The 25023-nt window shown below is 34.9% G+C and carries 17 protein-coding genes; 10 read left to right on the forward strand and 7 right to left on the reverse strand.

Translation table 11 applies throughout. The features are described from left to right. Positions 1–25: 25 nt before the first annotated feature. The 7 genes from LO744_RS17575 to kduI all read right to left on the reverse strand — a co-directional run bounded on the left by LO744_RS17575 (position 26) and on the right by kduI (position 8753). Positions 26–1489, reverse strand: a complete 1464-nt coding sequence (locus LO744_RS17575; protein WP_230671699.1) for a tagaturonate reductase — start codon at positions 1487–1489, stop codon at positions 26–28. 282 nt (positions 1490–1771) lie between these two features. Then, positions 1772–3301 carry an MFS transporter gene (locus LO744_RS17580; RefSeq protein WP_230671701.1) on the reverse strand — a complete coding sequence of 510 codons (1530 nt, stop codon included), beginning with the start codon at positions 3299–3301 and terminating at the stop codon, positions 1772–1774. A 162-nt stretch (positions 3302–3463) separates the two neighbouring features. Beyond that, positions 3464–4123: a beta/alpha barrel domain-containing protein gene (locus LO744_RS17585; protein WP_230671704.1), complete on the reverse strand. Its 660-nt coding sequence runs from the start codon at positions 4121–4123 to the stop codon at positions 3464–3466. A gap of 227 nt (positions 4124–4350) precedes the next feature. Then, positions 4351–5355, reverse strand: a complete 1005-nt coding sequence (locus LO744_RS17590) for a sugar kinase (RefSeq protein ID WP_230671705.1) — start codon at positions 5353–5355, stop codon at positions 4351–4353. 354 nt (positions 5356–5709) lie between these two features. After that, positions 5710–7107 (reverse strand): glucuronate isomerase, encoded by a 1398-nt coding sequence (uxaC, locus tag LO744_RS17595; protein WP_230671707.1) that lies wholly within the window; start codon positions 7105–7107, stop codon positions 5710–5712. Between the two features lie 16 nt (positions 7108–7123). Beyond that, positions 7124–7906, reverse strand: coding sequence for a gluconate 5-dehydrogenase (locus LO744_RS17600; protein WP_230671709.1), 783 nt, complete (start codon positions 7904–7906; stop codon positions 7124–7126). Between the two features lie 10 nt (positions 7907–7916). Then, on the reverse strand, positions 7917–8753 hold the full coding sequence (kduI, locus tag LO744_RS17605; protein WP_230671711.1) for a 5-dehydro-4-deoxy-D-glucuronate isomerase: 837 nt from the start codon (positions 8751–8753) through the stop codon (positions 7917–7919). Positions 8754–9626: 873 nt separating this feature from the next. Here kduI and LO744_RS17610 point away from each other — a divergent pair. The 10 genes from LO744_RS17610 to LO744_RS17655 all read left to right on the forward strand — a co-directional run bounded on the left by LO744_RS17610 (position 9627) and on the right by LO744_RS17655 (position 25017). Next, positions 9627–12632, forward strand: coding sequence for a SusC/RagA family TonB-linked outer membrane protein (locus LO744_RS17610; protein WP_230671713.1), 3006 nt, complete (start codon positions 9627–9629; stop codon positions 12630–12632). An 11-nt stretch (positions 12633–12643) separates the two neighbouring features. After that, on the forward strand, positions 12644–14467 hold the full coding sequence (locus LO744_RS17615; RefSeq protein WP_230671715.1) for a RagB/SusD family nutrient uptake outer membrane protein: 1824 nt from the start codon (positions 12644–12646) through the stop codon (positions 14465–14467). 185 nt (positions 14468–14652) lie between these two features. Continuing rightward, positions 14653–15642, forward strand: coding sequence for a pectinesterase family protein (locus tag LO744_RS17620; protein WP_230671717.1), 990 nt, complete (start codon positions 14653–14655; stop codon positions 15640–15642). Positions 15643–15666: 24 nt separating this feature from the next. After that, positions 15667–17085 carry a pectate lyase family protein gene (locus LO744_RS17625; protein WP_230671720.1) on the forward strand — a complete coding sequence of 473 codons (1419 nt, stop codon included), beginning with the start codon at positions 15667–15669 and terminating at the stop codon, positions 17083–17085. Between the two features lie 46 nt (positions 17086–17131). Then, a complete protein-coding gene (locus LO744_RS17630) occupies positions 17132–18142 on the forward strand; it encodes a DUF4861 family protein (protein ID WP_230671722.1) in 1011 nt (336 codons plus the stop codon). Between the two features lie 12 nt (positions 18143–18154). Continuing rightward, positions 18155–19414 (forward strand): glycoside hydrolase family 88/105 protein, encoded by a 1260-nt coding sequence (locus LO744_RS17635; RefSeq protein ID WP_230671731.1) that lies wholly within the window; start codon positions 18155–18157, stop codon positions 19412–19414. A gap of 118 nt (positions 19415–19532) precedes the next feature. After that, positions 19533–21176, forward strand: a complete 1644-nt coding sequence (locus tag LO744_RS17640) for a glycoside hydrolase family 43 protein (protein WP_230671734.1) — start codon at positions 19533–19535, stop codon at positions 21174–21176. A gap of 83 nt (positions 21177–21259) precedes the next feature. After that, on the forward strand, positions 21260–22087 hold the full coding sequence (locus LO744_RS17645; protein WP_230671736.1) for a rhamnogalacturonan acetylesterase: 828 nt from the start codon (positions 21260–21262) through the stop codon (positions 22085–22087). Positions 22088–22097: 10 nt separating this feature from the next. Further along, positions 22098–23759, forward strand: a complete 1662-nt coding sequence (locus LO744_RS17650; RefSeq protein ID WP_230671738.1) for a glycoside hydrolase family 28 protein — start codon at positions 22098–22100, stop codon at positions 23757–23759. A 355-nt stretch (positions 23760–24114) separates the two neighbouring features. Further along, a complete protein-coding gene (locus tag LO744_RS17655) occupies positions 24115–25017 on the forward strand; it encodes an alpha/beta hydrolase (protein ID WP_230671740.1) in 903 nt (300 codons plus the stop codon). Positions 25018–25023: the final 6 nt, after the last annotated feature.

Below are 25023 nucleotides of genomic sequence, written 5' to 3' on the forward strand. Positions count from 1 at the left end.
TAATCAAAATGAGTCGAGGCGATTCCTAAGAATAAAATTGAATAAAATTGTTGTAGGCAGTTTCCATGTTATTGTGGTCAATTTCATACAATGCTTTGGCAACTGCTATTTTTAAACCTTCAACCTTTGTAAGGTCGGTGTCCCAGAATGATGTTTCAGAAAGTGCTAATTCAGCAACTTTTTCGTAATCTTCATTGGTCCAAATTTCTTTAAATTTAGCAATAATTCCTTCTTCATCATTTAAAGGAAGGGCTTTTTCACCAAAACTTCCCTGATAAAATCTAATTAAACTCGCTAAAGAAAATGTAAGGTTTAATGGTAACTTCCCGTTGGTTTCAACGTAAGTCAATAAACTTGGCAGTACTCTTACTTTAAATTTAGACACAAAATATAAAGCAATGCTCGCTAAATGATGTTTGATGAAAGGATTTCTGAATCTGTCGAAAACTTCTTCCGCAAACTCTTTCAATTCATTTTCATCTAACCCTAAAGTAGGGTTAACTTCATTAAAAATAGCATCACTTAAAAACTTGCCGATAAATTGGTCATCAATCGCATCTTTCACCAATTCTTTTCCAGATAAAATTGCAGGAGCCAACATCAAAGTATGTCCACCATTCAAAATTCTTACTTTTCTTAAACGGTACGGCTGAATATCATCAACCACTAAAATCTGCTCGTTGATTTTGTTGAATGGAATTCTTTCATTTAAATTTCTAGCTTCCTGAATCACAAACAATAAGAACGTTTCTGAAACAACCATATTCTGATCTTCGTAATCCAACTGATCTTCGTAAGCTTCAATATCGTCTTTCGGATAACCCGGAACGATTCTATCAACCAGTGTATTATGAAAATAATTACTTTGGTTAATCCATTGCACAAAAGCATCTTCTAAATTCCAAAGCTGCGCATATTTAATGATAATATCTCTTAAAACAAAGGCATTATCTTCAATGAGTTCGCAAGGAATAATTCTCAAACCTTTATCTGCTGCTCCATTGAAATGCTTGAATCTTTCGTGAAGCAAAACTGCTACTTTCGCAGGGAAATTTTTGTGTGGACCTTGGTAAGAAGTTTCAGACTCATCGTAAGCAATTCCGGTTTCTGTGGTATTTGAAAATACAAATTCCAATTCTTCTTCTTTTGCTAAATTTAAAAATGCATCGTAATCTGCATACGGATTCACCGACTTCTGAATCGCAGAAATCACCTGCTTTTCATCAATAATTTCTCCTTTTTTAATTCCTCTTGAAAATAAAGTGTACAAATTATCCTGCTCTTCCATTTTCTGGATCGAGCCATTTGGCGTTGCCTGAAGATTTACAATACCACCTTTGAAATCTGTTTCTTTATTTAATTTATCGATTACATAATCGGTGAATCCACGCATGAAGTTTCCGCCACCGAATTGTACAATTTTGATTGGTAATGTTGTATCGAGACCGCTGTTTTGACGGTTTAATTTTTGTTTTGTCTGATTTTCCATTTTTCTAATTTGAATTAAATTGTAGTTTTAATTCTGTGAGGTTTTTAACGCAAAGTCCGCAAAGTTTTTTTTGAACAAAATGCTGAATATTTTTCGTTCGCAAAGGCGTTTCACTCAGCGAAGTGCATTACAACTTTATTTTTATTTGAACCATTAAGATTTCATTAGGGAGTTAAGATGATTTAAGGGAAATAAATCTTTTAAGATTAGACTTAAATTTGCCTGCAAATTCTTAATAACTCTTAACTTCTTAAATGACCTTAATGGTTAAAATTTTAATTATTATTTACTGATTACTTTATATTTTGGAACTAATAATTTCATTACGCTCCAAGCGATAAGATACGCTACAGCACAGGCTGAGAAAATAATCATGTATCCTTTATCAATTCCATCTACGACGATTGCTCCTGATTTTTCTAATTGCTTGAAAAAATCATCCGGTAATCTTTCATTTACATATTGAGGATATTTTTCTAATAACGGAACTCCATCTACCGTTGACCAGGCTTTGTGAGCATGATCAAATAAAACTCCAGAAGATTTATTGATGATAAATGAACCGATTCCGCCTGCCATTCCACCAATTCCGGTGATGGTTGCAATGGCTTTTTTAGGAAACATATCGCCTACTGTTGAGAAAATGTTTGCTGACCAAGCCTGGTGCGCTGCTCCTGCAATACCAATAATTAAAACAGGAATCCAATACGTTGCTGAACCAAGAGGTTGTGCCAATAAAGCTAATAACGGAAAAAATGCGAAGATTAACATTGCCTTCATTCTTCCTGAATAAGCATTCATCCCTTTCTTTTCAACAAAATATTTTGGTAACCATCCACCGATAATGGAGAATAGTGTAATCATGTACAATACAAATAATGGTAATGCACTTTCTGTAGAATCCATTTTGTAAACCGAACTTAAATATGCCGGAGTCCAGAATAGAAAGAACCACCAAACACCATCTGTCATGAATTTCCCGAAAGCAAAAGCCCAAGTTTGTCTGTAGCTGAAGCATTCTTTAAATGTAAATACTTTTTCGGGAGCTGAAGGATTTTCATTCGGAAGGTCGTCCTGGTCCTGATTGATATACGTGAGTTCGTGTTCATTAACTCTTTTATGTTCATGAGGTTTTTTGTAAACAAATACCCAAAGTCCCATCCACACAAATCCTAATGCACCAATGATGATAAATGCCCATTCCCAACCCATTGCTTTCGCGATGAAAGGAATAGTTAGCGGTGCTGCCAAAGCTCCAACCGTCGCACCTGCATTCCAGATACTTGTAGAAAATGCTCTGTCTTTTTTAGGGAAATATTCTGCCGTCGTTTTAATGGCTGCCGGAAAATTTCCAGCTTCACCAATTGCCAATACGAAACGTGCAAAAATAAATAATGTTACACTTGTGCTGATAATTGCCCCGGTATTAGAAACAGTTCCAATTAATTCTTTAGAACCATAAAAACCTGCAAACCAGTTTCCGGTAAGAATTCCTGAAGTGGCAATTCCACAGAATGCGTGCAAAACAGCACCAATAGACCAAACTCCGATTGCCCAAAGGAATCCTTTTTTGGTATCCATCCAATCCACAAATTTCCCTGCGAAAAGCATTCCTATAGCATAGAATATGGAGAATAATGCTGTGATATTTCCATAATCGTTGTTATTCCAGTGAAATTCCGGAGCGATGAAGTCTTTCCAGGTTAATGATAAAACCTGACGATCTAAATAATTGATTGTGGTCGCCAAAAACAAGAGCAGACATATCGTCCATCTGTATGTTGTTGGTTTAACAGAATTAACTGAGCTCATAATTAGTTATTTTTTAAATATCCTTTTTGAGAAGGATGAAATTTTTAACACAAAGTCCGCAAAGATTTTTATTACTAACAGTTTTTAAGTTTCACAAAGCCGCTCTGCTTAAAAAAGACCAAAAAGGTTTTTAGTATTCAATGATTATGGTTTTACCTTTAATTATTTTAAAGTCTGAATAATATCCAGCACTTTCTTCGTTTCATTTTCAATCGTGGTGTAATCTTTTGCAGCCATCAATTCTTTGCTTACCAATTTACTCCCCATTCCTACCGCCGAAACTCCGGCTTTAAACCAGCTTTCAATACTTTCTTTAGTCGTATCTACTCCACCCGTCGGCATAAATTTAAGATTCGGGAAAACATCTTTAATCGCACTCATAAATCCTGTTCCTAAAGCATTACCTGGGAATAATTTAATGAAAGTAACTCCAGCCGCTTCAGCAGTGATAATTTCTGTCGGAGTCATACACCCCGGACTGTACAATACATCTTTAGGAATTAAAAATTCTGCAACTTCCGCCACAAAACCTGGACTGATAAAGAAATCTGCACCCACCTGAAAATATTCTTCAGCTTGTTTTAGATTTTTAATTGTTCCGATTCCTAAAAGCATTTCCGGCATTTCCGCATTACGGATTTCTACCATTTTTGTAAAATTGCTCAACGCAGCTTCTCCACGGCTCGTATATTCTACGGCACGGATTCCTGCTTTGTAAAGTGTTCTCAGTATATCTAAAGTTACGTTTTCATCAGCATTGTAATACAAAGGCAAAATCCCCTGATTGATGATGGTGTTGGTAACGGTTTGAATTTTTGTCATTTTGTTTTAATTATTTTGTTAAAATAATCTTTGATGGGATTAAATCTATCCTTTAGTGTGCTGTGTTTTTTTGAACACAGAGTTCACGAAGTTTTTTTTATTACTAACTGTTTTAAGGTTCACAAAGCCCCTTCGCTTGTATAAGACCAAAACTTATTAGTTATATTTTATTTGAAATAAGGAAATTTTAAAAGCCAATTGCCAAAAGCTAATAGCCAGAAGCAAAATTACCTTTTGATTCTTCCTCCGGAATTTCCAGCCATTACTTCGAGGATATCTTCTGCGCTGCAATAGTTGATGTCGCCTAAAATAGTATGTTTGATGGCGCAAGATGCGTTGGCGAAATTTAAAGCTTTTTCGTCGTCGAAGTTTTTTAAGCCATAAATTAAACCTGCGGCAAACGCATCACCTGTTCCGATTCTGTCGACTACATTGTCTATTTCTATAAATTTAGTTTCAACATATTTTCCGTTGATTAAAGCTCTTCCCTGCGTTTGCTGAGAACTTGCCGTAATGCCGATTCTAATCTTGTCAAAAATTTTATGAATAGAAGGACATTGTTTTTTCAATTCTTCACAAGCTTCTAAGAAACCTTGTTGATCTGATGAAAACTGAGTTCCAAGAATTTCATTAATTTCATTCACACCACCGATAAAAATCGTTGATAAAGAAACCAATTCTTTTAAAACTTCATTTCCATTTTTACCATATTTCCAAAGGTTTGAACGATAAGCGGGATCGGTTGTAATCTCAATTCCCATTTCACGGGCAGTTTGTAAACCTTTTTTCAAACTTTCGTAAGCAGTTTCAGAAATCCCTGGGCTGATTCCTGTCCAGTGGAAATAATCACAGCCTTCCAAAGCTTTTTTCCAGTCGATTTGTTCTGATTTGATATTAGCAAAAGATCCGTTCAGTCTGTTGTACGCAATTCTGCTTGCACGAACTGATGACCCAACTTCAAGGAAATATAAACCTAAAGGATGTTCATTTTTATTGATAAAAGTAGTATCAATGCCAAAACTTTTCACAAAAGAAAGCGCTGATTCACCCACAAAATCATCAGAAACACAACTTACATGCTTCACGTCGCAACCCATTGTTGCCAATGAAGAAGCTACATTAAGCTCAGTTCCGCCGAAGAAAAACTCCATTTCGTGGCTTTGCTTCATTGTTTTGTTTCCTGGCGGCGAAAGTCGCATAATGATTTCACCGTAAGTAAGTATTTTACCCATAACTTTTAATTGACATCTTTTTTAACCACAAAAGATTTGAAGTTGAATATATTGAAAATAGGAAGATCAAATAAGTCTTATTTACATTGATCTTAATTATTGTAAGTCTTTAACGATTATCCTAACTTATTAACAAGTGATATTTCAACGGTTTGTTTGTCATTCTGAAAGAATCTCAACACATTGAAAATTGCAGAGTTTAGTTTCCTACGGAATGACAAAATGACTGCTGATTACTATTGTTAAAATCTGAAGCGGATATTCATTATTTTTTATCTCTCGCAGATTCAGCAAATTTTGCAGATTTAAATAATCTGTGCCATCAGCTAAATCTGCGAGAGTTTTTATTTAAATTTAAAAATCGAAATAATTTTTAGCATTGTGATAGCAGATATCAGAAATTGTTTTTCCAATTAAATCCATGTCATCCGGCAATTCGCCATTCTTCATTTCTTCACCGAATAAGTTACACAAAACTCTTCTGAAATATTCGTGTCTTGGGAAAGATAGGAAACTTCTTGAGTCTGTTAACATTCCAACAAAACAGCTGATTAATCCCATGTTTGAAAGAGCATTCATCTGCTTGATCATTCCATCTTTTTGGTCTAAAAACCACCATCCTGATCCGAACTGTACTTTCCCTTTGATACTGCCGTCGTTGAAATTCCCAATCATGGTTGCGAAAATCTCATTGTCGGCAGGATTTAGGTTATATAGAATTGTTTTGGTCAGTTTATCTTTTCCGTCTAAAGTATTTAATAATTTAGACAACATTTCAGCCTGTACAAAGTCACCGATAGAATCCCAACCCGTATCCGGACCTAAAATTCTGTGCATTCTTTCGTTGTTGTTTCTCAAAGCTCCCAAATGGAACTGCTGAACCCAACCAAATTGATGGTATGTTTCTCCTAAAAACAGTAAAATTGCAGTTTTGAACTGATTTACCTGCTTCTCAGCGATTACTTTTCCTGAAATTTTATCATTGAAAATTGCACTTACTTCCGCTTCTGAAGCTTCCTCAAAAGAAATATTATTCAATCCGTGGTCGCACAATCTGCATCCGTTTTCGTGGAAATATTCTACTCTTTTTAATAGAGCATCACATAAAGTCTGGTAAGAATTGATTTCAATTCCTGCAGATTCGCCTAATTTAGAAATGTAATCTGCGAAGTTGTGATTTTCAATAAGAATCGCTTTATCCGGACGGAAAGCTGTGCTTACTTTAATGTCAAAATCACTTTTCGCTAAGTCCTGATGATAATTTAAAATATCAATAGGATCTTCTGTAGTACACAGAGATTCTACGTTCATCATTTTCAGCAAACCTCTTGTTGACTTTTCAGGAGTCTGAAGTTGCGCTGTGATATTATCGTAAATATCCGAAGCGTTTTTTTCGTTCAACAATTCATCAATTCCGAAATATCTTTTTAATTCTAAATGCGTCCAGTGATACAAAGGATTTCTCAAAGTATACGGAACCGTTTTAGCCCAAGCTTCAAATTTTTCTTTATCTGAAGCATCACCGGTGATGAATTTTTCGTTCACTCCCATCGTACGCATTGCTCTCCATTTGTAATGGTCACCAGCAATCCAAACCTTTGAAATATTTTCAAAAACAGTGTTTTCTGCAATATCCTTAGGAATCAAATGATTATGATAATCGATAATAGGTTGCTTTTCTGCGTATTTGAAGTATAATTCTTCCGCGTATTTATTTTGTAATAAAAAATTATCTGTTATAAAAGATTTCATTTGTAAAATTCTAATGTTACTCGTTAGAAGGTTTTCCGATGGTTGCCAAAATACCACCATCAACGTAAATGATGTGTCCGTTGATGAACTTACTTGCGTCTGAAGCCAAGAAAATAGCTGTTCCTGCAAGATCTTCTGGATTTCCCCATCTTCCTTCCGGAGTTCTGCTGATGATAAAATCGTTAAACGGATGACCGTCTACTCTGATTGGTTCTGTTTGGGTTGTCGCAAAATATCCGGGACCGATACCGTTTACCTGAATATTATATTTTGCCCATTCTGTTGCTAAATTTTTGGTAAGCATTTTCAAACCGCCTTTTGCAGAAGCATACGCCACTACATTATCACGACCCAGCTCACTCATCATTGAGCAAATATTGATGATTTTACCAGATTTTCTTTTAATCATGTGTTTTCCAATTAATTTGGACATGATGAAAGGACCGGTAAGATCTACATCGATTACTTTTCTAAAGTCTTCTATCTCCATCTCCAAAGCCGGAATACGTTTAATGATTCCTGCATTGTTGACCAAGATGTCTATTTTCCCATGGGTTGCTTCCATTAGAGCTACTTTCTGAGCTGCTTCCAATTCGTCAGTCACATCAAAAAGGTAACCGGTTGCACTATATCCTTTAGAACGATAATAGTTTAAAGCTTCCTCTAATTTTGCCGGTGTTGTACTTGTGATTGCCAATTCAGCACCTGCAGAGGCAAGACCTTCAGCCATTGCCATACCTAACCCGTGAGTTCCGCCTGTTACAACGGCAACTTTTCCGGATAAATCGAATAAATTCATGTAGAAAAAATTACTTTAGTTCGTTAGTTTTAACAGCGTCCATATCGCCATAATCCATATTTTCTCCTGCCATTCCCCAGATAAATGTGTAGTTGGAAGTTCCAACGCCTGAGTGAATAGACCATTCCGGAGACAATACTGCTTCGTTGTTTTTCATAAAAATATGACGGGTTTCATTTGGCTGTCCTAAAAAGTGACTTACCGCCTGGCCTTCCTCCAAATCAAAATAAAAATAAGCTTCCATTCTACGGGTATGCGTGTGAGATGGCATGGTGTTCCAAACACTTCCTTCATGCAACTCTGTCATCCCCATTTGTAGTTGGCAAGTTTCTAATACGCTGTTTACAATCAGTTTATTAATTGTACGTCTGTTTGCATATTTTGTTTCACCCAATTCTACAATTTCAGCCTCATTTTTAGTAATTTTCTTCGTAGGATAAGAATAATGAGCCGGTGCAGAATTGAAATAAAATAAAGTTTGACCTTCATTTCCGTTTTCAAAAACAACATCTTTAGCTCCTTTTCCGATATATAAAGCTTCTTTATTTCCAAGCTCGAAAACTTCGCCGTCAACGGTTACCTTTCCGGCAGCGCCTACATTGATGATTCCTAATTCTCTTCTATCAAGAAAGTTTTCAGCTTTCAAATCGTCTGTAGGTTCAAGCTTTAGTGCGCTTTTCATGGGCATTACTCCACCTACAATCATTCTATCATACATAGAATATACTACATTGATCTGATCTTCATTAAATAAATCATTCATCAAAAACTCCCTTCTCAGGTCTTCAGTTGTATATTTTTTTACATCTTCAGGGTGATGGGCGTAACGAAATTCTGATTTTGTCATACTCTAGATTTTAAACTTAAATTACGGTTTTAAAAAACCTGTTAAACATTGCGTAATCGATTGCATTGAATTACACTGAAATTCCACAGAAATACTTGTTGATAAATATATAGATTATATGTATTCGGTTAACAAAAATTTAATTTTAATTTATATAAAACTGAAAATCAATTGAATAAATTTAAAATCTTTGATTAAAAACTGTAAATTAAGAAGTAAAAAGGTCAGATTTTTTTACAGAAATTCAATGTAACATCTGTAAAAAATAAAAATCATGCCAAATATTTAGCATAGACACCACATAATATTATATATATAATAATAAGATTAAATAAATAAAGATTAGATGTTAATTTAAACAAAATGTTGTCATTTATAAAATACATAAGTTTTATCGAATGAAAAAGATGATAAAAATCAGACTGAATGAGTAAAACTAGTTTTCAGATATACTTTTTGGGAGTTTTAATAAGGTTAAAAGGCGATGATTTAGGCTAATTTCATCATGTTCTCATCATTAAACATCAAGTTATTTTTACATTTTTTATCATTAAAAACAAATTACACAAAAACACACAACACACTGATTAATAACAATTTAAAACATATTCAATATTTGATATTTTACAATTCTTAACAAATTAAACAGTCAAATTAATAAAAAAATAATATTTTTTTCTTTGCGTAATGAAAAATAATATTAGTTTAGGAGCCAAGATATTTTATTAAAAATAATTACGCAATCGATTGCACTCTGAAAAGCGTATATCATTAAAATATTCCTACGAACAGAATACTTATAAATCCACAAAAAAAACAGAGAAGTTGTTTGACTTCTCTCACCACACATTAAACTATATAAGGATACAATAAATGGATAAAAAGGTACAATCAATAAAGTGGTTATATGTAACTGTTTTCCTTCTTCCCATACTTGGTATGGCTCAGGAAAAAGAAACCAAGATTGACGAAGTTGTCTTAGTAGGATATACTAAAGTTTCTAAAAAAGATGTTACTAACTCCGTATCTTCTGTAAAGGCTGAAGCAATCAAAGATATGCCATCAACCAATGCTGCTGAAGCAATTCAGGGTAGAATGGCCGGAGTACAGGTTTCATTAAGTGAAGGCTCACCCGGAGCCGATGTAGACATTGTAATTAGAGGAGGTAATTCTATTACAGGAAGTAATGCCCCGCTATACATTGTAGATGGAATACAAATGGATAATGCACTATCTATTTTATCTCCAAAAGAAATTGAATCTATTGAAGTTTTAAAAGATGCCTCTTCTACCAATATTTATGGAGCCAGAGGAGCAAATGGTGTTGTTTTGATCACCACAAAAGGAGGTCGTAAAAAATTAAAAACATCAATTAACTATAATGGATTTTTAGGGGTAAGAAAAATTCAAAATACAATTGACGTATTAGATCCTTATGAATATGTTTTGTATCAATATGAGCTGTATAATAAAGCTGGTCTTGAGAGCGACAAGACAATATTTGAAAACAGATATGGTACCTACGATCAATTAAGCAAATACAAAGACGTAGAAAAAAGAGACTGGCAAGATGAAGTTTTTGGAAGAGAAGCATTTAACTTCACCCATAACCTTTCTGTAACCGGAGGATCTGACAATTCGGCTTTCTCGTTATCTCTAAATAACGTTCAGGAAGATGGAATTATGATTGGGTCTGGGTTTAAAAGAAACATGGCCAACTTCAAATATGATTACGATATTTCGAAGAAATTAAGCATGACTTTAAATGCCAGATACAGCAGACAAACTATTTATGGTGCAGGAACATCTTCTACAGGATCACAAAGTACCAACAGATTAAGAAATGCGGTAAGATATCAGCCATTTGAAGGTCTTTCTACAGTAAACGTTGATGAATTTGACCCTCTATTTGCAGATCAAACCAACTTGGTAAATCCTATTTTATTAGCTAATAATGAGATTAAAGAAAGTGGAAGAAATGACCTCTTATTAAATGGAACTATCGACTATAAAATTAACAAATATTTTACTTTCAGAAGTGTAATAGGCTATTTACAGAGAGATGAGTTTGTTAACCAATTTTCTGGTACTGTAACTTCATTGGCAAGACAAAACAATGATCAACCAGTTGTATTTTTAAGTAAAACTCAATCTAGGAGAATTACCAACTCTAATACTTTAAACTTTAGAAAAACATTTGGCAACCATAAACTAGACTTATTAGCTGGGCAAGAAACTGTACGTACAGATGGAGAATCTTTACAAATGAATATTAAATGGTTTCCTAAATCAACAGGTGCACAAGAAGCATTTCACAATATTCAGTTAGCTTCTCCTCCTGCAGGTATGGTACAAGATGCTCCAAAAACACCGATGCTACCATCAAGTCCTGACAGGTTAGTATCATTTTTTGGAAGAGCTAATTATATTTTCAATAATAAATATATTTTTACAGCTTCCATGAGAGCGGATGGATCAAGTATATTTGGAAATGGAAATAAATGGGGGTATTTCCCGGCAGGATCTGTTGCATGGAAAATTACTGAAGAAAATTTCTTAAAAGAAAGCCAAACCATCAGCGAGTTAAAACTTCGTGCGGGTTACGGTTTATCCGGAAATAACAGAATCGGAGGTTTCTTATATGACACTTTCTTTATTACATCTTCAGATTATGGATATGCATTTGGAAACAATGTAACACCGGGAGCTACCACAGGAAATATTATGGCTAATAAAAATGTTACTTGGGAAAAATCGGCTTCTAAAAACTTAGGTTTAGACTTTGGTTTATTTAAAGGAAAAGTTTACGGTACATTGGATGTTTATCAAACTGATACCAAAGACTTATTGCTTTTAGCAAGAATTCCTCAAAACTTAGGATACGACTTTCAATTTCAGAATTCAGGAAGTACCACTAATAAAGGTATTGAATTCTCCATAGGAAGCACCATCATCAACAAAGAAAATTTCACTTGGAAAATTGATGCTAATATATCTTCAAATAAAAATATAATCAAAAGTTTAGGAAATAGTGCATCTGTAAGTGCTAATTCTTATTTAACCCCTTCTGGCTGGCAAAATAATTTAAATGACTTCTTAGTACAGGTTGGTAAGCCTGTAGGTACTTTTTGGGGATATCAAACAGCAGGAAGATATGAAGTGAGTGATTTCGATTATAATGCAACGACACAAGTCTATACTTTAAAAGCAGGTATTCCTAGCTCTGCTGCTGCTGCCAATGGAGCAAAACCAATACAACCTGGAGACCTTAAACTTCAAGATTTAAACGGGGACGGTATTATTGATAATAAAGATATGACCGACTTAGGAAATGCTCAACCAAAATTCTATGGTGGATTTAACCAGACTTTCCGTTACAAAAACTGGGATATGAGCTTAATGTTCAATTTCTCTGTGGGGAATAAAGTTTATAATGCTAACAAATTAGAATACACCACTCAATACTTATACAAAGACAACAATATGTCTGCTGATGTAGCCAATAGATTTAGATGGTTTAACGATGCCGGAGAAAAAGTAAATGACCCAACAGCTTTAGCTGCATTAAATGCTAATACAACAGGATGGACTCCCCCTGCAGGAGCGTACTTTTTACATTCTTATGGTATTGAAGACGGATCTTTCTTAAGACTAAATAATGTAACTCTAGGATATTCTCTAGGGAAAGATTTTATTAAACAATTGGGACTTTCTAATTTCAGATTGTATTTTACGATGAATAACGTCTTTACTATTACTGGTTATTCAGGATATGATCCAGAAGCTAATACCAGAAGAAATCCTTTAACACCTGGTGTAGATTATGCCGCTTACCCTAGAAGCAGATTTATCTTATCAGGAGTTGACATCACTTTTTAAACCTAAATATTATGAAGAAGAATAAATTTTTAACAATACTATTTGCAGTTGCAGGACTAATATCTTTAAACTCTTGTGATGATTACCTGGATGTAGAAAGCTTATCTAATACAGCTGAAGCACAACAATTTGATTCTGCTCCCGATACCTTTTCTGCATTGGTAGGGGTTTACAACTCTACGATGGGTGATAATACCTATGGTCAGAGAATGAATCTAATTCTTACCCAATCGGGAGACGATCTAAGAACTTCTGGTGACTACAATGCCAATGACAGAAGAGGAGTTAGCTGTTTTGGTGCAATTCCTACAAACCCTGAGCTTTTAAAACCTTTCACAGATACCTACGCAGGAATTGAAAGAGCTAATCTTGTTATTAAAAACATTCCTATATCACCCGTTTACAAAACAGGTTCTGCGGCTGATAAAAAATTAATGGATAGATATCTGGGTGAAGCTTTAACCCTTAGAGCTAGCTTTTATCACGATCTTATTAAAAACTGGGGCGATGTACCTTTTCAAGATGTACCTTCTGCTGATCTTCCAGATTTGTATCTTGCAAAAACTGATAGAGATGTTATTTATGATAAGATTCTTGATGATTTGCTTAAAGCTGAAGCTCTTGTACCTTGGAGATCTGAAGGTGGCACTACAGCACAAAGAATTTCTAAAGGTGCCGTAAAAGGATTAAGAGCCAGAATCGCATTAACGAGAGCGGGATATTCTTTAAGAAGAAATCCTCAACAAATGATGCAGGGTTCTAATCCTCAGAAATATTATCAGATTGCGTATGATGAGTGTAAAGATATTATGAATTCTGGCCAACATCAGCTTAATTCAAGTTACGAAGGATTATTCAGATCATTACATACCAACAGCCAAGATGCTACGAATGAAGTCATCTATGCAGTCGGAGCATTCGGTGGAAACTCAAGAACCGACAGTAAAATTGGTTACTATAATGGTTTAAGACATGATGATACCGATTGGAAATCTTCAGGAGGAATCAGTGCAATCCCTGTTTATTTTTATGAATTTACAAAATATGATTTAAGAAGAGATGTCAACATCGCTATCTATAGAGTAAGTACTACAAAACAAGAAGAACTTCAGACATCTATCAACTGGAATGATGGCAAATTCAGAAAATCTTGGACTTCAATTACTGGTACTTCCCAAAACTTAGGAATTGATTGGCCAATGCTTAGATATTCAGATATCCTACTAATGTTTGCAGAAGCTGATAACGAATTGCACGGTGGTCCATCTGCGGATGCTGTGAATGCAGTTATGGCAGTTAGACAAAGAGCTTATGCTGGTAATTTAGGTCAGGTAGGAACTATTCCGACTGGGAAAGCAGCGTTCTTTGATTATATCGTAAAAGAAAGACAACTTGAGTTTGGGGGTGAAGGATTAAGAAAATACGATTTGATTCGTTGGAATTTATTGGAAACTAAAATTAATGAAACAAGAGCTAAGCTTACCCAATTTATGAACGGTACAGGAGCTTATGCAAACGTTCCTGAATATATTTTCTACAAAAAGCCAACCTATGTACCAACAAAAACAGCTCAGCAAAATGTATTAGATATCGATTTCTATACAACTACCGGAATAGCAAAAGCTGATATTTTCTACAGTCCTAATCAATCTGTTGCAACCCCTTCTGGCTACACAAAAGTAAATTGGAGATTAGCAATGACTCAGCCATATATCAGTGGAGACCCTATCAAGAGTTATGCGTATTATTTCCAGCCTAACAGGAAAGAATTATTACCATTAGCTTCAGATGTTATCAACTCTAATTACAATCTTACCCAAGATTATGGGTATTAGTAAAAATATACATTCATATTAATTAATTTTAAGTACAGACTTCCTCCTTTCGGGGAGAAGGTCTGTACTTTTCTTCAAAGAAAAATTGAGATAAGATTTTAAAAAGTTGAATTTCAGGCCATCAACTGACAACAAAAAACTATCAACTACTTATGCAGGTTTCAGGTTTAAAAAAGAGTACGTTTTTGTTTATTTTTTCAATAGTCTTCATCAGTCTTCTTTCTTTCAAAGCTAATGATGAGAAAACCATCATCGTTTCGAAAGACGGAAAAGGAAATTTTACGACTATTCAACAAGCCATTGACGCTGTTGATGAAGGAAAAACGTCAAAAACAAAAATCATTATTAAGCCAGGTACTTACAGAGAAAAAATTATTGTTCCAGCTACAAAAAGTTCGATTAGTTTAATAGGTGAAAATGCAGAAAACACTATTTTGGTTTATGGTGACTTTGCATCAAAACCAAACGCTGAAGGCAAAAATATCGGAACGACAGGTTCATCTACCCTATTTATTTTTTCTGATTATTTTTCTGCTAAAAATATAACCTTTCAAAATGATGCAGGACCTGTCGGGCAAGCAGTTGCTGTATTAACAACAGGTGATAAAATAGCATTTGAAAACTGTCGGTTTTTAGGCTTCCAAGATACCTTATATTTAAAGGGAGCTCAGGATTTGGAAGACCAATCTAAAGTTTCTAGAAATTATTTTAAAAACTGCTACATAGAAGGTACAACCGATTATATTTTCGGAGCGGGAACTGCCGTTTTTGAAAATTGCACCATCTATTCCAAAAAAAATGCTTCGTATGTAACTGCGGCATCTACCCCACAAGGAAATCTGTTTGGTTTTGTGTTTATTAACTGTAATTTAACAGGGAATGCAAACGCAAATTCTGTATATTTGGGTCGTCCATGGAGACCATTTGCACAAACCGTTTACATCAATTGTGCAATCGATTCCACAATAAAAAAAGAAGGATGGCACAACTGGTCTAAACCCGATGCTGAAAAAACCACTTTTTACGGAGAATATAATTCTAAAGGAGCTGGTTCTGATATTTCGAAAAGAGTTTCTTGGTCTCATCAGCTTACAAAAGATCAGGCTAAAAAATATACTGCTAAAAATGTTCTGAAAGGAAAAGACAATTGGAACTTTACAAAAATTTTTAAATAGAATCTAAAGTTTTAATTATTTTAAATGAAACTCAATCTAAAACATAAAATCTTTACCACAAGCATTTTCGCAATGCTTTCTTTCTCGGTTTCAGCTCAGGAAAAAATAGTAAGCTTTTCCGGTGCTGAAGGTTTCGGAAGATATACAACAGGTGGTAGAGGCGGAAAAGTTTTATTCGTAACTAAATTAACCGATGACGGTTCAGAAGGAACGTTGAGACACGCTTTAGAACAAAAAGGAGCTAAATATATTGTCTTTAAAATTGCAGGAACCATTTATCTGGAATCTCCTTTAAGAATAAAAGAAGGCAACGTTACCATTGCCGGACAAACCGCTCCAGGCGACGGAATCACCATTGCCAACTACGAAACTTTTGTAGCGGCAGATAATGTAATCATTCGTTTCTTACGTTTCAGAATGGGAGACCAGAAAAAGCATGAAGGGGATGCTTTAGGCGCAAGATTTATGAAAGGGTTAATTGTTGACCATTGCTCGATGAGTTGGTCTACAGACGAAACAGTTTCTATCTATGTGAATGAAAATACCACGCTACAATGGTGTGTGATTGCAGAAAGTTTAAGAAATTCTGCCCATCAAAAAGGTGCTCATGGATACGGAGGAATTGCTGGCGGAAAATTCGCTTCTTTTCATCATAATATATATGCTCATCATGATAGCAGAAATCCACGATTAGGAGAATATGCAGGAAGTAAATTTGCATTGACGGATTTAACCGATTTTAGAAATAATGTAATTTACAACTGGGGGCACAACAACGTTTACGGTGGTGAAGGTATGAATGTAAATATCATCAATAATTACTACAAACCAGGACCGGCAACTTTAACCAAGAAAAGAATCGTTGCGATTGATAAAAATGAAAAACCAGAAACTGAAGTTTATAATATTTGGGGGAAATATTACATCAACGGAAATGTTTCTGAAGGTAATCCTGAAGTAACGGCAGATAACTGGAACAATGGAGTTTTTAATCAGATGAAAAACTCTTACAATCTTACAGAAGCTGATAAAAATACCATCAAAATCAATCAGCCACACAATATTCAGAATAATGTAAAAACCGATTCCCCGAAAGAAGCTTATGAGAAGATTTTGAAAATCGGAGGCGCAAGTTTGGTAAGAGATGCGGTAGATTTACATGTCTTAAAAGATGTAAAAAACGGAACCTTTACTTACAATGGTTCGCGTGGAAGCAAAAACGGAATCATTGATTCGCAAAATGATGTTGGAGGATTTCCAGATTTAAAACAGGGGAAAATTTTTCTCGATTCGGACAACGACGGAATGCCCGATGCATGGGAAATAAAGCAAAATCTCAATCCAAAAAAAGCCAACGCTAATGGAAGAGATTTAGATAAAAATTATGATAATATTGAGGTCTACATGAATGACCTTGTTAAAAAAATAACCGAAAGGCAATAAAAAGTCCTGAACTTTCTCATCGATTGGTTATCTAAACAAAAATAATATGTCAGAAAAATTAAAATTAAACGTATTCAAAATAATATTAACTGGAGCAGTTTTCGCAGCCGGTTTATCTTTCGCACAGCAAAATGTGATCGAAAAAATACGCAAAAATCCCCAAACACCGTTTTCCTATGCTGAACTATCTGTAAAAGAAGGCGGAAAATGGCAAGGCAACGAATACATTGGCGGAAGTTTTAAAAACGTAAATGAATTAACACTTCCTGCAGAACATACCGACCACTCTTACTACATCAGATACGAAGGAATCGGTTTAGAAAACAACCAAATCGGTTACAGATTGTATTTAGACTGGAGAAATGCAACAGACATATTCGGAAAAAAAGTCAATACTTTGGTTTTGCCGGAAGTTGGTCAGGACGGTTTTGAATCTTATCATCACGACTCTACTTGGGGACAGGATATTTTGAAATCAGGTCGTACCATCGGAATCGGTTCTTACGGAAGATATGATGAGCAGAATGATTTTGTGGAAACTTTTAAAACCGTAAAAAACACCACCGCAAAAGTTTTTAATGAAAACGATAAATCTTTCGCAACCATCGATTACAAAGGTTGGAAAACATGGGGAAAAGCGGTAAATCTTCAATCTAAATTAACTATTTTCAACAAAGACCGTTTTGTAAAAGTAGATTTAAACTTAGACCAGACTCTCTCAGGTTTATGCACCGGAATTGTCGCTTTCAAAGATATTCCAATGAAACAGGGAATCAGCAAAAATAAAAAATGGGGTTACATCTCAACTTACGGAACACAGACTTTAGCCAAAAAAGAAGATAATCTTGGAATGGTGGTCTTCTACCCTATCGAAAGTTTTGATAAATACGTACAAACAAAATCTACCCATGTTATAGTTTTCAAAAAAACAAAAAATGTTTCGTATTACTTTATGGGAGCGTGGTCACAAGAACCCAATGGTTTGAAGACTGAAGAAGAATTCTATAAAGATTTAGATAAAAAATTAGAAATTTTAGATAATAACAATCAACTTTAAAATTGAATGACAATGAGTTTTATTAATCAAAAATTAAAAATATATGCAGTGGCAGTTTTAGGTTCAGGAATGTTCTTAGCTTGTGCACAAACAAAAAATACAGTGGCTTCAAAACCAGCAAAAGAAGCTTCACAATCAGGAAAAGTAGTGCCTACCAATTTAAAATGGTCAGAAAGAATGATGCTTTCCGAAATGCAGAGATTTCCGGAAGCCTGGATGCTCGATTTCAGCAAAAGCCCAAAATGGACATATCCTTCAGCGATTGTTTTAGATGGAGCCGAGCAGCTTTATATTAAAACAGGCAAAAAACAATATTACGATTACATCAGTGATTTCGGAGAGAAACTGATTAAAGAAGACGGTACAATTCTTACTTACGACCTTGAAAGGTACAATATCGACATGCTCAACAGCGGAAATATTCTTCTTTATCTGTACGAAAAAGAGAAAAAAGAAAAATATCTGAAAGCGCTGCAAACCCTTCGTTTACAAATTGATGGTCAACCGAGAACAAAAGAAGGTTCTTTCTGGCATAAAAAAATCTATCCTTATCAGGTTTGGTTAGATGGTTTGTACATGGGAATGCCTTTCTATACTCATTATACGAAAGATTTTGTGAAGGGTGCCGAAGCAGATAAAGCATATGATGATATTATTTTGCAATTTGAGTCTGTACAAAACAATCTTTTAGACAAAAAAACAGGTTTACTATATCATGCTTGGGACGAAAGTAAAGAGCAAGCTTGGGCAAATAAAGAAACCGGACTTTCACCTAATTTCTGGGGAAGAGCGATGGGTTGGTACGGAATGGCAATGGTAGATGTTCTAGATTATTTACCGGAAAACCATCCGGGAAGAGCAAAATTGATTTCTTACATCAAGTCTTATTCTGATGCGGTTATTAAATATCAGGATAAAAAATCGGGTCTTTGGTATCAGGTTCTAGATAAGCCATTGGCGAATGGTAATTATGAAGAAGCAACGGCTTCAGCGATGTTTGTTTACACCATGATTAAATCTGTAAACAAAGGGTATTTACCTAAATCTTACAAAGCTGCTGCTAAAAAAGGCTACGACGGAATCATTAAAAATCTGATTACAGTAGACGAAAACGGAATTGTTAATTTAAATAAATGTTGTGCTGTTGCCGGATTAGGAGGAAAACCTTATAGAGACGGTTCTTACGAATATTACATCAACGAAGAAATTCGTTCAAACGATGGAAAAGGAACTGGACCATTTATCTTGGCAAGTTTAGAATTTGAAAAATAAATAATTATTACATTGTCATTTCGAAAAAACGTAACAAAATAAAATTTTTCAAAAAAAGTTACTAACATTGAAATAACCAATTGTGGATAACTATATTTTATCAATGAATTTGGATTTTATGAAGACAAAAAATATTTTAAATATACTTTCAATAACCGCCTTTTCTATTGCATCAACTTATCTGAATGCACAGGGAAAACCTTACGTTTCAGAAGTATGGTCTGCAGATCAAGGGAAAAATTTTAAAAACCCAATTCTGTATGCAGATTATTCAGATCCGGATGTTACCCGTGTGGGAGATGATTATTACATGACCGCTTCTAGCTTTAATGAGGCTCCGGGATTGCCTATTCTTCATTCAAAAGATATGGTCAACTGGAAACTGGTCAACTATGCTATTCAGGATGTTTTGCCTGCAAAAAATTTTAGCACCCCAAAAAGAGGCGACGGAGTTTGGGCTCCTGCAATTCGTTTTCATAAAGATGAATTTTATATTTATTGGGGAGATCCCGATTTTGGAATTTACATGGTAAAAACCAAAGATCCTCTCGGAAAATGGGAAGAGCCCGTTTTGGTAATGGAAGGAAAAGGATTGATTGATTCTTGCCCGTTCTGGGATGAAGACGGAAACGCTTACTTAGTTCACGGTTGGGCAGGAAGTCGTGCAGAAGTAAAGAGTTTACTTTCCATCAATAAAATGAATCCTGAAGGAACAAAAGTTTTAGATAAAGGTATTCATATTTTTGACGGACATGATGCTCATCCGACAGTGGAAGGTCCAAAAATGTACAAAAGAAATGGATATTACTACATTTTTGCTCCGGCAGGCGGTGTTGTTACAGGATGGCAATTGGTTTTAAGATCTAAAAATATTTACGGTCCTTACGAGGAAAAAATAGTTCTCGAACAGGGAAAAACAAAAATAAACGGACCTCATCAAGGAGCTTGGGTTGATACTCCTTCAGGTGAAGATTGGTTTTACCATTTTCAGGATGTGGATGCAGGTGGAAGAATTGTACATCTTCAGCCGATGAAATGGGAAAAAGATTGGCCTGTAATGGGAATTGACAATGATAAAAACGGAATTGGCGAACCGGTTCTTACTTATAAAAAACCAAACGTTGGAAAAACTTATCCCGTTGTTACTCCACCTGAAACTGATGAATTTGATGGTGAAAAATTAGGTTTACAATGGCAATGGAGCGCTAACGAAAATATCGTTTGGTCATCTAAACTTCCGGGGCAAAAATTTCTGAGATTATTCTCCATGAAAATGGGTGAAAATGATAAAAACCTTTGGAATGTTCCGAATCTTTTGACTCAAAAATTTCCCGCTCCCAACTTTGTTGCTTCAACAAAAGTTAAATTAACTCCAGAAGATGCCAAAGAAGGAAAAACCGCCGGACTTTTAGTAATGGGAATGGATCATGCTTCGATTGTCATCACTAATAAAACTGACGGTTATTATGTTCAATTAAGAAAAGCTGAAAAGGTTGAAAAAGGTGGTGAAGAAAAGATTTTATTTGAAACCAAATTAAAAGGAAACGAAGCTTACTTAAAAGTTAATGTCAATGAGCCTAATGGAATTTGTACATTCAGTTACAGCGAAAATGGTAAAAACTTTATCAAAGCAGGAGAACCATTTCAGGCAAAACCAGGAAAATGGATTGGTGCTAAAGTAGGATTATATTCCGTAAGCACACAGAAAGCAAACCGTGGTGGCTACGCTGATTTTGAATATTTTAGAATTACAAAAAATTAATTTTCACTCTCACTGATTTCGCAGATAATTTTAAAAAAAACATGCACAATCTGTTTCATCTGTGATGAGATAAAAACTTTAAAATGAACAAAACATTTAATCATATCATTTCATTTTTAGCTGTGGCATTTCTTCTTACTTCATGTCAGTCGCAAAATGTTGTAGCCAAAAATAAAAGTAATAAAAAGGTTACTCATATTTACCTCATCGGCGATTCTACAATGGCAGATTACACAGGAGATTACGAGCCCGGAAAAGATTATATGAAAGTCCGTTATCCGATTACAGGATGGGGACAGGTTTTTCAGCCGTTTTTTGTAAAAGACAGTTTGAAAGGTTTTTCAGCATTAAAAGATTCGGTAAAAATCATTGACAGAGCACATGGAGGAAGAAGTACGAGAACATTTTTTCAGGAAGGAAGATGGCGATATGTTTATGAGCATCTGAAACCCAACGATTATGTTATTATGCAATTTGGTCACAATGACGGCTCAGAAAAACATACAGAACGGTATGTAAATATCGAAGGCTACAAAGAATTTTTAAGATTATTTGTCACTCAAACTATCCAAAAAGGAGGTAAGCCAATTATTGTAACTCCGGTTGCGAGAAATTACCCTTGGAATGATGGAAAATTAGAAAACGTTCATGGTGAATATTGGCAGGCTCCCATTGATATTGCGAAAGAAATGAAGATTCCGTATATCGATTTAAATAAACTTTCTATGGATTTTTTCACCAAAAAAGGTCAGGATTATGTGAGCAGTCATTACTTTATGAACCTTCCAGAAGAAGTTTATGAAGCCTATCCTAAAGGTCAGAAAGACAACACACACTTTCAGCCGGACGGAGCAAAAGTGGTAGCACAGATGGTGTTCACAGAATTTAAAAATATAATTAAAACTAAATAATAAAGAAATAATGAAGAAGTCATTCAAAATAATCGGTCTTGTTGCAGCGATGATGTTTTCGGGACAGATATACGCACAAAACCTTAGCATTTATAAAGATATTGAGTTTAAAATGCCACAGGTTACAGAAACGTCTTTCGCCGCAAACACGGTGTCAATAAAAGATTTTGGAGGTATTACAGGTGGAAAAGTAAAAAATACAGAAGCTTTCAAAAAAGCAATCGATGCATTGGTAAAAAAAGGCGGCGGTAAACTGGTTGTTCCCAGAGGAATGTGGTTAACAGGGCCCATTGTTTTACAGAGCAATATCAATCTTCATGTAGAAGAAGGAGCATACGTAATTTTCACTAAAGATAAAGCAGATTATCCTTTGGTAGACGTAAGTTTTGAAGGATTGGAAACCATTCGTTGCCAATCTCCAATTTCAGCAAAAAATGCCAAAAACATTGCGATTACAGGAAAAGGAGTAATCGATGGAAATGGTGATGCATGGAGAGCTGTAAAAAAAGGAAAACTATCTGAAACAGAATGGAAAAAACTGGTTGCTTCCGGCGGATTACTCTCTGCAGACGGTAAAAGCTGGTATCCTTCAGAAAGCTATAAAAAAGGATTTGAAAGCAGCTCAAGCTTCAACGTTCCAGATAAAATCGCTAAATCTGAATTGGAATCTGTAAAAGATTTCCTTCGTCCGGTAATGGTGAGCATTGTTGGTTGTGATCAGGTTCTTTTAGATGGACCAACTTTCCAAAATTCTCCGGCTTGGAACCTTCATCCATTAATGACTTCTAATTTAATTTTAAGAAATCTTACGGTTAGAAACCCTTGGTATTCTCAAAACGGTGATGGTTTAGATTTAGAGTCTTGTAAAAATGTTTTGATTTATGACAATACTTTCGACGTGGGTGACGATGCAATCTGTATTAAATCCGGAAAAAATGAAGACGGAAGAAAAAGAGGAATGCCAACTGAAAATGTAATCATTAAAAACAATATAGTGTACCACGGTCACGGAGGTTTCGTTATCGGAAGCGAAATGTCTGGTGGAGCAAGAAATATTCATGTTTCAGACTGTACGTTTATCGGAACCGATATTGGTCTTCGTTTCAAAACAACTCGTGGAAGAGGGGGCATTGTTGAAAATATTTATCTAAAAAACATTGATATGATTAATATTCCTACGCAAACCATTGGTTTTAATATGTTCTACGAAGGTTCGTCTCCTGTTTTAGAGGATGGGCAAAAAGAAGAAGGCAATAAAGCTCCTGAAAAAGTTTTTGCTGTAAATGAGGAAACGCCAATTTTCAGAAATATTTATTTTAAAAATATCAGCGCAGTTAATTCTTATGAAGCAATTACCATCAATGGTTTAGCTGAAATGAACATCAAAAACATCGTGATTGAAGACTCTCAATTTGACACTAAAAAAGCCTTAACCATAGTAGATGCAGACGGAATTCAACTTAAAAATGTTAAATTAAAATACAGTGAAGGATCTGGAGCTGTGATTTACAACAGCAAAAATATAGACCTTTCAACTCTTCAATTAGAATCTTCTCAAAAACCAACAATTAAGGTTCTAGGGAATAAAACTTCAGCGGTAAAACTTCCGAAAGATGTAAAAGGCGAGCAATTAAGCATTTCAAAAGAAGTTGCTAAAAACACAGTGAAGTAAGTTTCGGGATACGGGATATGAGATTCGTGTTTCGTGTTTTTTGATTCGGGGTTTTAATTTCGAGATTTTAAACACAAAAAAAATCTTTGATTTTTAAACTAATGTGTTCTTAAATATTTTCAAAATGTTAAGCTTAAAAGTTACTAATGTGTCAAAAAACTTTTGTGACTTTTGTGGTTAATAAAATGCGGTGAAATAGGTTTTATGATTCGAGATTTCAAACACAAAAAAAATCTTTGATTTTTAAACTTATGTGATCTTTATTATTTTCAAAGTATGAAACTTAAAAGTTACTAATGTGTTAAAAAACTTTTGTGACTTTTGTGGTTAAATTATCATCAAATTAATTTAAAAAATGAGTTTTCACAAACTATATTTTCTTTTTGTTTTTTTTGTAGGAGCAAAAGCATTCGGTCAGACAAAGCCGAATGCTTCTCCTTACACGAATGAAGCGACCTACGAAAAGCTTAAAAAGAAACATCCGTTCATTACTCCATTAAACAGGCCAGTTCCATCGAATATTAATATTGATAAAGATGTAGAATATGCAAACATCAATGGATTATCGTTGAAAGCAGATATTTATTATCCGAAAGATGAAACCAAAAAATATCCAGGAATTGCTTTAGTTCACGGTGGAGGTTGGATTTCAGGCAGTAAGGAAAATGAAAAATATATGGCTCAGGAATTGGCTTCCAGAGGTTATGTGGCCATAGCCGTCGGTTACCGTTTGAGTGAAGTCGCAAAATATCCTGCCGCAATTGATGACGTCAATAATGCCATTACATTTTTAAAGAAAAACAGAAAAAAATATTCTTTACATCAAAATAAAATTGCAGTACTTGGTGAATCTGCCGGAGCTCAAATCTCTACTTTGGTAGGGGTTCAGGCAAAAGGAAAAATAAAAGCCATCGTAAATGTTGACGGAATTGTATCTTTTATTCATCCCGAAGCTGAAGAAAGTACGTATGCAGCTTTTTGGTTAGGTGGCGACAGAGATATTAATCTAAAAAACTGGACAGATGCATCACCATTAGAGTTTGTTGATAAAAATACACCTCCTACTCTATTCATCAATTCTTCCCAACCTCGATTTCATGCAGGAAGAGACGACATGATGAAGATTTTAAGAACTCATAATATCTTTACCGAGTATCACGAAATAAAAGACACACCGCACTCCTTTTGGTCTGCAGAACCCTGGTTCACTGAAACATTGAATCTGACGGTTGATTTTTTAGATAAAACTTTGAAATAAGGTTGA

The organism is Chryseobacterium turcicum (genome assembly GCF_021010565.1).
Lineage (GTDB): Bacteria > Bacteroidota > Bacteroidia > Flavobacteriales > Weeksellaceae > Chryseobacterium > Chryseobacterium turcicum.

Coding starts and splice junctions, on each gene's coding strand:
- LO744_RS17575 (WP_230671699.1), bottom strand. CDS start 1,489: ATGGAAAATCAGACAAAACAAAAATTAAACCGTCAAAACAGCGGTCTC.
- LO744_RS17580 (WP_230671701.1), bottom strand. CDS start 3,301: ATGAGCTCAGTTAATTCTGTTAAACCAACAACATACAGATGGACGATA.
- LO744_RS17585 (WP_230671704.1), bottom strand. CDS start 4,123: ATGACAAAAATTCAAACCGTTACCAACACCATCATCAATCAGGGGATT.
- LO744_RS17590 (WP_230671705.1), bottom strand. CDS start 5,355: ATGGGTAAAATACTTACTTACGGTGAAATCATTATGCGACTTTCGCCG.
- uxaC (WP_230671707.1), bottom strand. CDS start 7,107: ATGAAATCTTTTATAACAGATAATTTTTTATTACAAAATAAATACGCG.
- LO744_RS17600 (WP_230671709.1), bottom strand. CDS start 7,906: ATGAATTTATTCGATTTATCCGGAAAAGTTGCCGTTGTAACAGGCGGA.
- kduI (WP_230671711.1), bottom strand. CDS start 8,753: ATGACAAAATCAGAATTTCGTTACGCCCATCACCCTGAAGATGTAAAA.
- LO744_RS17610 (WP_230671713.1), top strand. CDS start 9,627: ATGGATAAAAAGGTACAATCAATAAAGTGGTTATATGTAACTGTTTTC.
- LO744_RS17615 (WP_230671715.1), top strand. CDS start 12,644: ATGAAGAAGAATAAATTTTTAACAATACTATTTGCAGTTGCAGGACTA.
- LO744_RS17625 (WP_230671720.1), top strand. CDS start 15,667: ATGAAACTCAATCTAAAACATAAAATCTTTACCACAAGCATTTTCGCA.
- LO744_RS17630 (WP_230671722.1), top strand. CDS start 17,132: ATGTCAGAAAAATTAAAATTAAACGTATTCAAAATAATATTAACTGGA.
- LO744_RS17635 (WP_230671731.1), top strand. CDS start 18,155: ATGAGTTTTATTAATCAAAAATTAAAAATATATGCAGTGGCAGTTTTA.
- LO744_RS17640 (WP_230671734.1), top strand. CDS start 19,533: ATGAAGACAAAAAATATTTTAAATATACTTTCAATAACCGCCTTTTCT.
- LO744_RS17645 (WP_230671736.1), top strand. CDS start 21,260: ATGAACAAAACATTTAATCATATCATTTCATTTTTAGCTGTGGCATTT.
- LO744_RS17650 (WP_230671738.1), top strand. CDS start 22,098: ATGAAGAAGTCATTCAAAATAATCGGTCTTGTTGCAGCGATGATGTTT.
- LO744_RS17655 (WP_230671740.1), top strand. CDS start 24,115: ATGAGTTTTCACAAACTATATTTTCTTTTTGTTTTTTTTGTAGGAGCA.